The following is a 13640-nucleotide window of genomic DNA, read 5'->3' as shown; positions in this document are numbered from 1 at the left end:
TCGCGTCTTCCACGCGCCTCGAATTCCAGCTTCTTCCCCACTTGATCATTTGATGCAGCCCCTCCGGGCCGCGCATCGGCCCGAAGTTGCCCGATGCTGCACCGCGCCAGCGATTTTTCCCTGCCAGATCAAGTCTTCTCACCCAGGTTGCCCACGCACGCTGCTGCGCCGCAGGGCAATCCCATCCGCATCTGCTCGCTGCCCGCAAACGCCCGCCCGGCGCGGCTTTTGATCATTTGATTAAGACCTGTGCGCAGCTTCATCAATTCATCGATGCGTTTCGCGCGGACCTTTCCGGGTTAACGCGCACGCTCGCCATCGCCAATTCCCCGTAACCCTTGTCCCACAACGCTTCGCGCTTGCTGGCACGGTCTTCGCAGTAAGGCCTGCGTCCAGCCAACGCAACGGAGCGCGCCATGAACACCCCGTCGGTTCCCCTGTTCGAAGCCACGCCGCGCTATGTGCGGGTCGAGGGCCGCACCCCCGAAGGGTTTGTGCAGTTCGCCTTCAGCGTGGCCGACCCGGAGCTCAACGTCGAACTGATCATGCCGGAACCGATGTTCGAAGCCTTCTGCTGCGTCAACCGCGTGCGCTTCCTGCCCCCGCTGGAAACCGCGCCGCAGCCGCAAGCCGACGACTGACGCCGCAGCCACCGCATCACAAAGAGAGAAGGGATACAGGAGACCAAGCGATGCAAGTCGATATCAAGACCCAGCAGATCCAGCCGCTGCGCCAGACCTACGGCCATGTCGCGCGCCGCTTCGGCGACAAGCCGGCGTCGCGCTACCAGGAGGCGACCTACGACGTGCAGTCTGAGGTGAACTTCCACTACCGCCCCACCTGGGACCCAGGCTTCGAGCTGTATGACAAGCGCCGCACGGCGATCGTGATGCAGGACTGGTACGCGCTGAAGGACCCGCGCCAGTTCTACTACGGCGCCTACGTGACCGCGCGTGGGCGCCAGCAGGATGCAACCGAAAAGAGCTTTGCTTTCGTCGAGAAGCGCGGGCTGCTGCAGGCGCTGCCGGCCGAATGGCAGGAACGCCTGGCCGTTGGCCTGCTGCCGCTGCGCCATGTGGAGTGGGGCGCCAACATGAACAACTTCTACTGCGCCGACTATGGCTGGGGCACGGCCATCACGCAGGCCTGCACCTATTGCGCGATGGACCGCCTGGGTATCGCCCAATACCTGTCGCGCATCGGCATGCTGCTGGACGGCAATACCGGCGTGGCGCTGGAGCGGGCCAGGGTGGCCTGGCTGGAGAGCGCCGCGTGGCAGCCGCTGCGCCGCTTTGTCGAGCACACCTTTGTCACCGGGGACTGGTTCGAGACCTTCGTCGCACAGAACCTGGTGCTCGACGGACTGCTCTACCCGCTGGTCTACCAGCATGCCGACGCGGTGATCGCGCGCGCCTGCGGCACCGGGCTGGCGGTGCTGACCGAATTCATGAACGACTGGCGCGACGAGCACGCACGCTGGGTCGATGCCGTGATCCAGGCCGCAGCGGCCGAGTCCGACGCCAACCGCGCGCTGCTGTCGGGCTGGGCGCGCGCCGCCTGCGCCGAGGTGGCGCAGGCGCTGGTGCCGGTGGCCGATGCGCTCACCGGCGAAGACGGCGCGCAGATGGTGGCGCTGTGCCGCGAGCAGTTCGAAGTCCGCCTGGGCAGGCTCGGCCTGGCTGCCTGATCCGCCCACGACGTACCCCACGGAGACACGCCATGTCAGCCACCGCTGCCAACGTCTATATCGCCCTGCAGAACAACGACGACACCCGACCCATCATCGACGCCATCACCGAGGCCAACCCGCATGCGGTGGTGTCGCAGTTTCCCGCCATGGTCAAGATCGACGCCCCCGGCCACCTGACCATCGTGCGCGAACTGGTGGCCGGCAAGCTCGGCCGCGACTGGGACCTGCAGGAGATCCACCTGAACCTGATCTCGCTGTGCGGAAACATCGACGAAGACGAAGACGCCTTCACGCTGCGCTGGAACGCCTGACCGGGCAGCGGCACACAGAACATCACGGAGACATCATGGACGCACGCAAGAAGCTCAACCTGCGCGAGAAGTACGCCTCGATGACGCGGGACCTGGCCTGGGAAACGACCTACGAGCCGATGGACAAGGTCTTCCCGTTCGACAAGTACGAGGGCATCCGCATCCACGACTGGGACAAATGGGAAGACCCGTTCCGCATGACCATGGATGCCTACTGGAAATACCAGTCGGAGAAGGAGCGCAAGCTGTACGCGATCATCGACTCGTTCGTGCAGAACAACGGCCACCTGAACGTATCCGACCCGCGCTACCTGAACGCGCTGCGGTTGTTCCTGACCGGCGTGACGCCGCTGGAATACGCCGCCCACCGCGGCTACGCGCACCTGGGCCGGCATTTCCGCGGCGCCGGCGCGCGCGTGGCGGCGCAGATGCAGTCGGTCGACGAGCTGCGCCACGCCCAGACCCAGCTGCACACGCTGTCGGTCTACAACAAGTACTTCCACGGCTTTGGCGAATGGCGCCATATGCACGACCGGGTCTGGTACCTGTCGGTGCCGAAGTCCTACTTCGAGGACGCGATGAGCGCGGGGCCGTTCGAGTTCATCACCGCGATCTCGTTCTCGTTCGAGTATGTGCTGACCAACCTGCTGTTCATGCCGTTCATGTCCGGCGCCGCCTACAACGGCGACATGGCCACGGTGACCTTCGGCTTCTCCGCGCAGTCCGACGAGTCGCGCCACATGACGCTGGGCCTGGAAGTGGTCAAGTTCCTGTGCGAGCAGGACCCCGGCAATATCCCGATCCTGCAGAAGTGGCTGGACAAGTGGTTCTGGCGCGGCTTCCGACTGCTCACGCTGGTCGGCATGATGATGGACTACATGCTGCCCAAGCGCGTGATGTCGTGGGCCGAGGCCTGGGAGATGTACTTCGAGCAGGCGGGCGGGGCCCTGTTCAAGGACCTGGAGCGCTACGGCCTGCGCATGCCCAAGTACCACGAAGTGGCCACCAGGACCAAGGACCGCATCACGCACGAGGCCTGGGCCACCTTCTATAACTACGCGGGCGCCGCCGGCTTCCACACCTGGGTGCCCAAGGCCGACGAGATGGCATGGCTGGCCGAGAAGTACCCCCAGACCTTCGAGCGCTACTACAAGCCGCGCCTGGACCACTGGCAGGAGCGCCAGCAGGCCGGCGAGCGCTTCTACAACACCACGCTGCCGATGCTGTGCCAGACCTGCCAGATCCCGATGGTGTTCTCGGAGCCGGACGACCCGACCCAGACCTGCTACCGCGAAAGCAGCTACCACGGCATGAAGTTCCATTTCTGCTCGGACGGCTGCAAGGACATCTTCGACGACGAGCCCGCCAAGTACGCGCAGGCCTGGCTGCCGGTGCACCAGATCTACCAGGGCAACTGCGGCGGCGCCACGCTGGAGGACGTGCTCAAGTGGTACCGGCTGAACCCGGGCGCTGACAACCTCGACTTCGAGGGCTCGCAGGACCAGCGCAACTGGAACGCGTGGAAGGGCATCGGGCCTGCCGCGGACGCCGCCTGAAGCGGCCCCCATCACAAGACAAGGAGACAACCATGCCCGTCGTATCCATCGGCGACTACGCCTTCGAGGCGGCCGACCGCGAGGCCGTGTTCCACGGCAACCGGCTGCTCTATATCGGCTGGGACGGCCACCTGCTGTTCTGCGCGCCGCATTGCTTCCCGTTCCCGCCGTCGATGCCGCTGCGCGACGTGGTCGACAAGGTGCTGCCCGGCGTCTACGGCTACCACCCCGACTTTGCCCGCATCGACTGGGGCCAGGTGCAGTGGCTGCGCGGCGGCCAGCCCTGGCAGCCCGACCTGGACCGCTCGCTGGAAGAGAACGGCCTGGGCCACAAGGACGTGATCCGCTTCCGCACGCCGGGGCTGGACGGCATCGGCGGCAGCCGCAGCTGAGGCGCATGGTCGAACGCACCACCGGAAGGAGACCAAGATGTATTCGCTGACCATTGAACCGATCGGGCAGACCATCCCCATCGCTCCCGGGCAGACCGTGCTGGACGCCTGCCTGCGCAACGGCGTGTGGCTGCCCCATGCCTGCTGCCACGGGCTGTGCGCCACCTGCAAGGTGCAGGTGGTGGACGGCGAGGTCGAGCAGGGCGAGGCCTCCAGCTTCGCGCTGATGGATTTCGAGCGCGACAACGGCCAGTGCCTGGCCTGCTGCGCGACCGCGCAGTCGGACCTGGTGATCGAGGCCGACATCGAGGAAGACGCCGATGCGCTGGGCCTGCCGCTGGCCGACTATCGCGCCGAAGTTGTCGAGACGCGCGCCCTGACGCCCACCATCCTGGGCATCTGGCTGCGTGTGAAGGATGGCGGACGCACGACCTTCCAGGCCGGTCAGTACGTCAACCTGAACGTGCCGGGCTGCGACCAGCCGCGTGCGTTCTCGCTGGCCAACGCGCCGGGCGACGAGCTGGTCGAGCTGCACGTGCGGCGCGTGCCGGACGGGCAGGCCACCGGCTACCTGCACGACCAGCTGGCGGTCGGCGACGAATTGTCGTTCTCAGCGCCCTATGGCCGCTTCTTCGTGCGCAAGTCGGCGCAGGTGCCGATGCTGTTCCTCGCGGGCGGCTCCGGCCTGTCCAGCCCGCGCGCGATGATCCTGGACCTGCTGGCCGCCGGCGAGACCCTGCCGATGACGCTGGTGCAGGGCGCGCGCAACCGCGGCGAGCTGTACTACGACGCCGAGTTCCAGGCACTGGCGCAGGCCCACCCCAACTTCCGCTACGTGCCCGCGCTGTCGGACGAACCCGCCGACAGCGGCTGGAGCGGCGCGCGCGGCTACGTGCATGACGTGCTGCACCAGCTCTACGCGCAGGACGGCAATGCCGACTTCGGCGGCCACAAGGCCTACCTGTGCGGGCCGCCGCCGATGATCGAGGCCTGCATCCGCACGCTGATGCAGGGCCGGCTGTTCGAGGCGGATATCCACACCGAGAAGTTCCTGTCCGCGGCCGATGCGCAGAACAGCGCGCGCAGTCCGCTGTTCAAGATCTGAGGAGGCCGGCCATGCATACCGTCGAGATCGCCGGCAGCGGGCTGCGCTACCCCTGCGCGGCGGAGCAGAACCTGCTGCGGGCCATGGAAGTGCTGGGCCAGCGCGGCATCCCCGCCGGCTGCCGCGGCGGCGGCTGCGGCGTGTGCAAGGTCCGCATCGAAGCCGGCGACTTTCACGCCGGCAAGATGAGCCGCGCCTGCCTGTCCGAAGCGGAGCAGCGCGACGGACTGGTGCTGGCCTGCAAGACCTACCCGGACAGCGATATCCGCCTGCGGCCGGTGGCCCTGCTGCAGCGCTGCCTGGAAAAGCAGCGGTGGCGCGAACAGGGCCGGTAGCACGCAAACGAAGCACAAGCAAGGAAGGTGGCACCCACACAACGCCACCCCACCACACCAGGAGACCCATCATGGCATTGACAGGCGTATTGCGACCGGGGCATGTAGCCCTGCGCGTGCTGGAGCTGGAACCGGCGCTGAAACACTACACCGAGGTACTCGGCTTGATCGAAACCGCGCGCGATGCGCAGGGCCGGGTGTTCCTGAAGGCATGGGACGAGCACGACCACCACAGCGTGGTGCTGCGCGAGGCCGACAGCCCGGGCATGGACTACATGGGTTTTCGCGTCGACAGCGGCCACACGCTGGAGCGGCTGGCGCAGGAGGTGGAGCAATCCGGCCTCGCCACCGACTGCCAGTGGATCGCCGCGGGCGAGCACCCGCATACCGGCGTGCGCTTTCGCTTCACCATACCGACAGGGCATGCGATCGAACTCTTTGCCGACAAGGACAAGCTTGGCTGCAAGACCGGCGACCTCAATCCCGACCCCTGGCCGGACGACCTGCGCGGCATGGCGCCCAGCCGCTTCGACCACTGCCTGCTGTATGGCGACGATGTCGACGGCACCGTCAAGTTGTTCCGCGACGTGCTGGGCTTCTCTCTGGCCGAGCAGGTCGTGGCCGGCCCCGACGGCGAGATGCTGATCGGCGCCTTCCTGACCTGCTCGAACAAGGCGCACGACATCGCCTTTATCCGGCACCCGGAGAAGAACCGCTTCCACCATGCCTCGTTCCTGCTTGATAACTGGAGCGAAGTGCTGAAGGCGGCCGACATCATCTCCAAGAAGGATGTGTCGCTCGACATCGGCCCGACCCGGCACGGCATCACGCGCGGCGCGACGATCTACTTCTTCGATCCCTCCGGCAACCGCAACGAGGTGTTCTCCGGCGGCTATATCCACTACCCGGACAAGCCCACCATCACCTGGACCGACAACGAGCTGGGGCGCGCGATCTTCTATCACGACAGGAAGCTGAACGAGGCGTTCTTGAATGTGCTGACCTGAGCGAGAACGCTCGCCTCCCGCTGGTTTGCTCCCCTCTCCCGCAAGCGGGAGAGGGGGCATCCAATCGATGAGCGGAGGATCGCAGTGCGCGATTGCTTCAACACCAGAGAACCAATATGAAAGACTTCAAGAACTTCATCAACGGCGAGTGGGTCGGCACCGCGCGGACCTTCGAGAACCGCAACCCGGCCGACAACAGCCTGATCGGCCACGTGCACGAGGCCGGCCAGGCCGAGGTCGACGCCGCGGTGCAGGCCGCGCGCCGTGCGCTGCAGGGGCCGTGGGGCCGCATGACGGTGGCGCAGCGGGTCGAGCTGCTGCACGCGGTGGCCGACGGCATCAACCGCCGCTTCGACGAATTCGTGCAGGCAGAGATCGCCGATACCGGCAAGCCCTTCGGGCTGGCCAGCCATATCGACATCCCGCGCGGCGCGGCCAACTTCAAGGTCTTTGCCGACCTGATCCGCAACGTGCCGACCGAAAGCTTTGCCATGGACACGCCCGACGGCGGCAAGGCCATCAACTACGCGTTGCGCAGCCCGCGCGGCGTGATCGGCGTGGTGTGCCCGTGGAACCTGCCACTGCTGCTGATGACATGGAAGGTCGGGCCGGCGCTGGCCTGCGGCAACACCGTGGTGGTCAAGCCCTCGGAGGAGACCCCCGCCACCGCGACGCTGCTGGGCGAGGTGATGAACGAGGCCGGCGTGCCGCCCGGCGTCTACAACGTGGTGCACGGCTTTGGCCCGGATTCGGCCGGCGCGTTCCTGACCGCGCACCCGCAGGTCAACGGCATCACCTTCACCGGCGAGACCCGCACCGGCGAGGCCATCATGAAGGCAGCGGCCAACGGCGTGCGGCCGGTGTCGTTCGAGCTGGGCGGCAAGAACGCGGGCATCGTGTTCGCCGATGCGGATTTCGACAAGGCCGTGGCCGGCATCACGCGCTCGGCGTTCGAGAACAGCGGCCAGGTGTGCCTGGGCACCGAGCGCGTCTACGTGCAGCGGCCGATCTTCGAGCGCTTTGTCGCCGCGCTGAAGGCGAAGGCCGAGGGCCTGAAGCTGGGCCGGCCCACCGAGCCCGGCGTGAACATGGGCCCGCTGGTGTCGCACGAGCACCGCGACAAGGTGCTGTCCTACTACCGCAAGGCCGCCGGGGCCGGCGCCACCGTGGTCACCGGCGGCGGCGTGCCGCAGATGCCGGGGGCGCTGGCCGAAGGCGCCTGGGTGCAGCCCACCATCTGGACCGGCCTGCCGGAAAGCGCCGCCGTGATCCGCGAGGAGATCTTCGGGCCGTGCTGCCATATCGCCCCGTTCGACACCGAAGAGGAAGTCATCACGCTGGCCAACGACAGCCCGTACGGCCTGGCCGCCACGGTCTGGACCGGCGACCTCGGCACCGCGCACCGCATGGGCAGCGCGCTGGACGTTGGCATCTGCTGGATCAATGCCTGGTTCCTGCGCGACCTGCGCACCGCCTTTGGCGGGGCCAGGCAGTCCGGCATCGGCCGCGAGGGCGGTGTCCATTCGCTCGAGTTCTACACCGAGCTGCGCAACGTCTGCGTCCGCCTGTGAGGTCCCGTCATGCATAACGAACTTATCCTTGAGATCGGCGCCGGCCTGCACCATGCGCTGGCCTCCCGTCGCCCGGTGGCGCCGCTGACCGAATCATGGCCGGAGCTGAGCATCGACGATGCCTACCGCATCCAGCTGGCGATGGTGCAGCATCGGCTCGACGCCGGCGAGCGCGTGGTCGGTAAGAAGATCGGTGTGACCAGCCGCGTGGTGATGGACATGCTCGACGTGCGCCAGCCCGACTTTGGCCACCTGCTGTCCGGCATGGTCTACCCCAACGGCGCGGCGATTCCCGCCGACACCCTGATCGCGCCCAAGGCCGAAGGCGAGATTGCCTTCGTGCTGAAGGAAGACCTGGAGGGGCCGGGCGTGACCAATGCCGACGTGCTGCGCGCCACCGCCTATGTGCTGCCTTGCTTCGAGATCGTCGACTCGCGCATCCGCGACTGGAAGATCCGCATCCAGGACACCGTGGCTGACAACGCATCGTCAGGCGTGTTCGTGCTGGGCGATGCCGCGGTGGACCCGCGCAGCGTGGACCTGGGCACGGTCGGCATGACGCTGGAGAAAAACGGCGAGATCGTCGCTACCGGCGCCGGCGCGGCCGCGCTCGGGCATCCCGTCAATGCGGTGGCGTGGCTGGCCAATACGCTTGGCCGGCTGGGCATTGGCCTGAAGCGGGGCGAGGTGATCCTGTCTGGCTCTCTTGCCGCGATGGTGCCCGTAACCGCCGGCGACCAGCTGCGCATCAGCCTGGGCGGCATCGGCTCGGCCGGCGTGCGCTTCGCCTGAACCCGACCCATTTTTCAATTCAGCGCAGGACATGCCATGAACCTGACACACGACACCATTGCCCGGCTCGCCGAGCACCTGGAGAACGCCGAGCTGCAGCGCGAGGCGGTGCGCAAGATCACCGACGAATACCCGGACATGGACTGGGACGACGCCTACGCCATCCAGGACGCCATCCGCGCGCGCAAGGAGGCGCGCGGCACCCGCATCGCCGGGCTCAAGATGGGCCTGACTTCGTTCGCCAAGATGCGCCAGATGGGCGTGAGCGACCCGGTGTACGGCTTCCTCACCGACTATGGCGCCTGCATGGACGGCGCCGCCATCGATACCGGCACGCTGATCCATCCCAAGGTGGAAGCCGAGATCGCCTTCGTGCTGAAGGCGCCGCTCAAGGGGCCTGGCTGCCATATCGGCGACGTGCTGGCCGCGACGGACTTCGTGGTGCCGGCGGTGGAGGTGATCGACTCGCGCTACGAGAACTTCCGCTTCGACCTGAAGAGCGTGATTGCCGACAACACCTCGTCGGCGCGCTTCGTCGTGGGCGGCACGCACCGCGGCGCCGAGGGGCTGGACCTGAAGAACCTGGGCGTGGTGCTGGAGAAGAACGGCGAGGTGGTGGCCACCGCGGCCGGCGCGGCGGTGCTCGGGCATCCGGCCAACAGCGTCGCCATGCTGGCCAATATGCTTGGGGCGCGCGGGCGCGAGCTGCCGGCGGGCACCTTCATCATGACCGGCGGCGTGACCGAGGCCATCGCGGTGGCGGCCGGCGACAACATCACCGTTCGCTACCAGCACCTGGGCACGGTATCGATGCGCTTCACCTGAACCGCGTAGCAAGGAGACACACCATGCCAATCATGCAGGTCTTCCTGATCGAAGGCCGTACCGACGAACAGAAGGCGCGCCTGATCCGCGCGCTCACCGATGCCGCGGTCGAAGCGGTGGGCGCACCGGTGGAAACCGTGCGCGTGATGATCACCGAGGTGCCGAAGGCGCAGTTCGGCATCGGCGGCAAGACCGCCACGGAACTGGGCCGCTGACGCCCACGCGATAAGGACAACGACATGGACATGAAAGCAAGCGGCCACCACAAGGTGGCCATCATCGGCTCCGGCAATATCGGCACCGACCTGATGATCAAGGTAATGCGCCACGGCCGGAGCCTGGAGATGGGCGCCATGGTGGGCATCGATGCCGCGTCGGACGGGCTGGCCCGCGCCGCGCGCCTGGGCGTGCCGACCACGGCCGAGGGCATCGACGGGCTGGTCGGCATGCCGGGCTTCGGCGATATCCGCATCGCCTTCGATGCCACCTCGGCCGGTGCTCATGCGCATCACAACCGCGTGCTGCAGCAGCACGGCGTGCGCGTGATCGACCTGACGCCGGCGTCGATCGGCCCGTACGTGGTGCCCGTGGTCAACCTGGACCAGCACCTGGATGCCCCCAACATCAATATGGTCACCTGCGGCGGCCAGGCCACCATCCCCATGGTGGCGGCGGTGTCGCGCGTGGCCAGAGTGCACTACGCCGAGATCGTGGCGTCGATCTCGAGCAGGTCGGCCGGGCCGGGCACGCGCGCCAATATCGACGAGTTCACCGAGACCACCAGCCAGGCGCTGTGCTCGGTGGGCGGCGCCGCGCGCGGCAAGGCCATCATCGTGCTCAACCCGGCGGAACCGCCGCTGATGATGCGCGACACGGTCTTCACCTTGTCGGAGGACGGCGATGAAGCGGAAATTGCGGCGAGCGTCGAAGCGATGGCGCAGGCAGTGCAGGGCTACGTACCGGGTTACCGGCTCAAGCAGCGCGTGCAGTTCGAGCGTATCGCCGCGTCGGCGCCATTGAATATCCCCGGCCTGGGACCGATGAGCGGGCTCAAGACCTCGATCTTCCTGGAAGTGGAGGGCGCCGCCCATTACCTGCCGGCCTATGCCGGCAACCTCGACATCATGACCAGCGCCGCACTGGCCTGCGCCGAGCGCCTGGCCGAGACCCGGCTGTCCGCATGAGCCGCAGGGAGACAAAGATGACCGCACAACCCACCAAGAAGCTCTACATCTCGGACGTGACGCTGCGCGACGGCAGCCACGCCATCCGCCACCAGTACAGCCTGGAGCACGTGCGCCGCATCGCGGCCGCGCTCGACGCCGCGCGCGTGGATTCGATCGAGGTCGCGCACGGCGACGGGCTGTCGGGCTCCAGCTTCAACTACGGCTTTGGCGCCCATACCGACCTGGAATGGATCGCCGCCGTGGCCGAGACCGTGCGCCATGCCCGCGTGGCCACGCTGCTGCTGCCGGGCGTGGGCACCGTGCACGACCTGCGCGCCGCCTATGATGCCGGCGCGCGCGTGGTGCGCGTGGCCACGCACTGCACCGAAGCCGATGTCTCGCGCCAGCACATCGAATATGCGCGCGAACTCGGCATGGACACCGTCGGCTTCCTGATGATGAGCCACATGACCACGCCCGCGGCGCTGGCGCAGCAGGCGAAGCTGATGGAAAGCTACGGCGCCCAGTGCGTGTATGTGGTCGATTCCGGCGGCGCGCTGGGCATGCAGGACGTGCGCGAGCGCTTCCGCGCCTTCAAGGATGTGCTCAGGCCGGAAACCCAGACCGGCATGCACGCCCATCACAACCTGAGCCTGGGCGTGGCCAATTCCATCGTCGCGGTGGAAGAGGGCTGCGACCGCGTCGACGCCAGCCTGGCCGGCATGGGTGCCGGCGCCGGCAACGCCCCGCTGGAAGTCTTTATCGCCGCCGCCGAACGCCTGGGCTGGCAGCACGGCTGCGACCTCTACACGCTGATGGATGCCGCCGACGACATCGTGCGCCCGCTGCAGGACCGCCCGGTGCGCGTCGACCGCGAGACCCTGGCGCTGGGCTACGCCGGGGTCTATTCAAGCTTCCTGCGCCATGCCGAGGCCGCCGCGGCGCGCTACGGCCTGGGCACGGTCGACATCCTGGTCGAGCTGGGCCGGCGGCGCATGGTGGGCGGGCAGGAAGACATGATCGTGGATGTGGCGCTGGATTTGCTGGCGCGGCGCAGTGCTCAGGCGGGGCAGGCAGTGCCGTCGGCGGCGGTGGCCTGACCGTCGGCAGGCGCGGTCAGGGCGACGCCGGCGCGGCGCGCGCCGCAACGATCGCCAGCATCGGGCCGCTCACGCTCAATGGCCAGGGCCGGCTGCGCGGCAACCTGCGCGTCAGTCGGTCCCCGCCGTGGTCGCGTCGCCGCTTGCCATGCGGTGGAAGACAATATCGTCGACCAGCGGTTCCAGCGGTGCCGCAATGCGGTCGATGGTGCCTTCCCGGTTGTAGAGGAAGGTGAGGGCCAGGTTGTCAGGATGGATTTCGGCGGGTTTTTCGGCGGTGGTGAACACATCGTAATGACGATGGGCGAGCTGGCCGGACATGCCGCGCCAGCGCCAGGAGAGTGCATCGCCATCGGTATCGATGGTGATCTGCCCGTAGGCGGGATGGGAGTAATCGCCGGCGTAGTCGTGCAGCGGATGGCTGGGAGCGGTGCCGGTGTGTTGCCGCGCCTGTCGTGCCGACTTGTCGACCCGCAGCTGCGCAAGCATTTCCTGGCGCCGGGCGCGCATGCGGCCGAGCCAGTCGATGGGCGCATGGCCGCGCAACTGGTCCAGGGCCGCATAGGTCAGCAGCGCGGTCACCGCGCTGGGTGCCCGGTTGGTCAGCACCGCAATGCCGATACGCCTGGATGGCATCAGCGTCATCAGCGCCGCCCAGCCCAGCCAGCTGCCGCTGTGCGAGACCGTGCGCTCGCCGCGGTATTGCTCGACCGTGAGGCCAAGGCCGTAATGCTGATCGCCGACCTCCGGGAACTCCGACATGCCGATATGCACGCCTGGCGTCATCATGTCGCGCACGATCGCCGGCGATAGCAGGGCACGCCCGCCAACCTTGCCTTCATCCAGCAGGCAGCGCATCCATTTCGCCAGGTCCTCCACCGAGGTGGCGAGGCCACCGGCCGGCTTCACAATGGAGGACCAGTTCGCACGCAAGCACTCGCTTGCAACCATCGTATGCGGGTGCGCGTGGTCGGGAGCGGCGGCCAGGGCCTCGGCGCAGAAACCGAAGCGTGAGAAGCCCAGCGGCCGCAGCAGGCGCTCCTCGGTGAAGTCCTCCCAGCGCTGGCCGCTGAGGCGCTCGGCCACATGGCCGGCGATCACGTAGCCAAGGTTCTGGTACTGCCAGCGTTCGCGCAGGTCACGGCTGGGCGCCAGGTGGCGCAGCCGTGCCAGCAGTTCGCCGGTGTCGAGGTCACCCGGGGTATGGAGCCAGTCGTGGCGCGGCATGCCGCTGTGGTGGCAGAGCAGGTCGCGCACCGTGATGCGCTCGGTGGTGACGGCATCGTGCAGCCGGAATCCCGGGATCAGGTCGCGCACGGGCGTGGCCCAGTCCAGCCTGCGCTCGTCCACCAGCAGGCCCAGGCCGGCCGCGGTGAAGGACTTGGTGATCGAGCACAGCATGAACTGCGTAGCCGTTGTCACCGGTGCTGATCCGGCGCTGTCGCGGACGCCGTAGCCCAGCATCAGGACGGGCTCGCCGTCGCGGATCACGGCCAGCGCAAGCCCGGGGATCTTCCAGTCCGCCATCGACTCTTCGACCAGTGCATCGAATCCGTTCAGCATGGGGCATTCCTGGGGGCATGGGCTCCGTATGCTGCCATGTCCTGGCGACGCAGTCATCGCCGGGTCGAAGTGACCGTGCCTTGCTTGCAACATCCCCAGCGTTGACAGCCATTCCTCCTGCTGGCCACGCCATGCCCCTCTCTCGTAGGGATCAGTTCGGCGCGTCGCGTCGTTAGCCAGCGCAACAGGAGCACGGACCGGGGTGCCGATACGCTGGCCACGCAGCG

The 13640-nt window shown here is 67.4% G+C and carries 15 protein-coding genes; 14 read left to right on the top strand and 1 reads right to left on the bottom strand.

What is annotated here, in order from left to right:
- Nucleotides 1-416: 416 nt before the first annotated feature.
- From C265_RS28760 to dmpG, 14 genes are all read left to right on the top strand, one after another.
- Nucleotides 417-641 carry a phenol hydroxylase subunit gene (locus C265_RS28760; RefSeq protein ID WP_010810421.1) on the top strand — a complete coding sequence of 75 codons (225 nt, stop codon included), beginning with the start codon at nucleotides 417-419 and terminating at the stop codon, nucleotides 639-641.
- Nucleotides 642-691: 50 nt separating this feature from the next.
- Entirely contained in the window at nucleotides 692-1687 is a 996-nt protein-coding gene (locus tag C265_RS28755) for an aromatic/alkene monooxygenase hydroxylase subunit beta (RefSeq protein ID WP_010810420.1), read from the top strand.
- A gap of 32 nt (nucleotides 1688-1719) precedes the next feature.
- Complete coding sequence (locus C265_RS28750) at nucleotides 1720-2001, top strand: MmoB/DmpM family protein (RefSeq protein ID WP_010810419.1); 282 nt, start codon at nucleotides 1720-1722, stop codon at nucleotides 1999-2001.
- 35 nt (nucleotides 2002-2036) lie between these two features.
- Nucleotides 2037-3557, top strand: coding sequence for an aromatic/alkene/methane monooxygenase hydroxylase/oxygenase subunit alpha (locus C265_RS28745; protein ID WP_010810418.1), 1521 nt, complete (start codon nucleotides 2037-2039; stop codon nucleotides 3555-3557).
- A gap of 32 nt (nucleotides 3558-3589) precedes the next feature.
- Nucleotides 3590-3949: a phenol hydroxylase subunit P4 gene (locus tag C265_RS28740; RefSeq protein ID WP_010810417.1), complete on the top strand. Its 360-nt coding sequence runs from the start codon at nucleotides 3590-3592 to the stop codon at nucleotides 3947-3949.
- Between the two features lie 37 nt (nucleotides 3950-3986).
- Entirely contained in the window at nucleotides 3987-5054 is a 1068-nt protein-coding gene (locus C265_RS28735; RefSeq protein WP_010810416.1) for an NADH:ubiquinone reductase (Na(+)-transporting) subunit F, read from the top strand.
- 11 nt (nucleotides 5055-5065) lie between these two features.
- A complete protein-coding gene (locus C265_RS28730) occupies nucleotides 5066-5389 on the top strand; it encodes a 2Fe-2S iron-sulfur cluster binding domain-containing protein (protein WP_010810415.1) in 324 nt (107 codons plus the stop codon).
- 71 nt (nucleotides 5390-5460) lie between these two features.
- Nucleotides 5461-6396 carry a catechol 2,3-dioxygenase gene (locus C265_RS28725; protein WP_010810414.1) on the top strand — a complete coding sequence of 312 codons (936 nt, stop codon included), beginning with the start codon at nucleotides 5461-5463 and terminating at the stop codon, nucleotides 6394-6396.
- 116 nt (nucleotides 6397-6512) lie between these two features.
- Complete coding sequence (locus tag C265_RS28720) at nucleotides 6513-7967, top strand: 2-hydroxymuconic semialdehyde dehydrogenase (protein WP_010810413.1); 1455 nt, start codon at nucleotides 6513-6515, stop codon at nucleotides 7965-7967.
- A gap of 9 nt (nucleotides 7968-7976) precedes the next feature.
- Nucleotides 7977-8759: a 2-oxopent-4-enoate hydratase gene (gene dmpE, locus C265_RS28715; RefSeq protein WP_010810412.1), complete on the top strand. Its 783-nt coding sequence runs from the start codon at nucleotides 7977-7979 to the stop codon at nucleotides 8757-8759.
- A gap of 36 nt (nucleotides 8760-8795) precedes the next feature.
- Nucleotides 8796-9584 (top strand): 2-oxo-3-hexenedioate decarboxylase, encoded by a 789-nt coding sequence (gene dmpH / locus C265_RS28710; RefSeq protein WP_010810411.1) that lies wholly within the window; start codon nucleotides 8796-8798, stop codon nucleotides 9582-9584.
- Nucleotides 9581-9799, top strand: a complete 219-nt coding sequence (locus C265_RS28705; protein WP_255266301.1) for a 2-hydroxymuconate tautomerase — start codon at nucleotides 9581-9583, stop codon at nucleotides 9797-9799. Before dmpH ends, C265_RS28705 begins: the two co-directional genes overlap by 4 nt.
- A gap of 24 nt (nucleotides 9800-9823) precedes the next feature.
- Nucleotides 9824-10768: an acetaldehyde dehydrogenase (acetylating) gene (locus C265_RS28700; RefSeq protein WP_010810409.1), complete on the top strand. Its 945-nt coding sequence runs from the start codon at nucleotides 9824-9826 to the stop codon at nucleotides 10766-10768.
- A gap of 17 nt (nucleotides 10769-10785) precedes the next feature.
- Nucleotides 10786-11850 (top strand): 4-hydroxy-2-oxovalerate aldolase, encoded by a 1065-nt coding sequence (dmpG, locus tag C265_RS28695; RefSeq protein ID WP_010810408.1) that lies wholly within the window; start codon nucleotides 10786-10788, stop codon nucleotides 11848-11850.
- Between the two features lie 111 nt (nucleotides 11851-11961).
- On the opposite strand, the gene C265_RS28690 is transcribed toward dmpG, so the two are convergent.
- Nucleotides 11962-13413 (bottom strand): serine hydrolase, encoded by a 1452-nt coding sequence (locus tag C265_RS28690; protein ID WP_010810407.1) that lies wholly within the window; start codon nucleotides 13411-13413, stop codon nucleotides 11962-11964.
- Nucleotides 13414-13640: the final 227 nt, after the last annotated feature.

It is taken from the genome of Cupriavidus sp. GA3-3 (assembly GCF_000389805.1).
Lineage (GTDB): Bacteria > Pseudomonadota > Gammaproteobacteria > Burkholderiales > Burkholderiaceae > Cupriavidus > Cupriavidus necator_D.
Note: the sequence above shows the minus strand (reverse complement) of the source record. Positions and strands in the feature narration are given on the sequence as shown.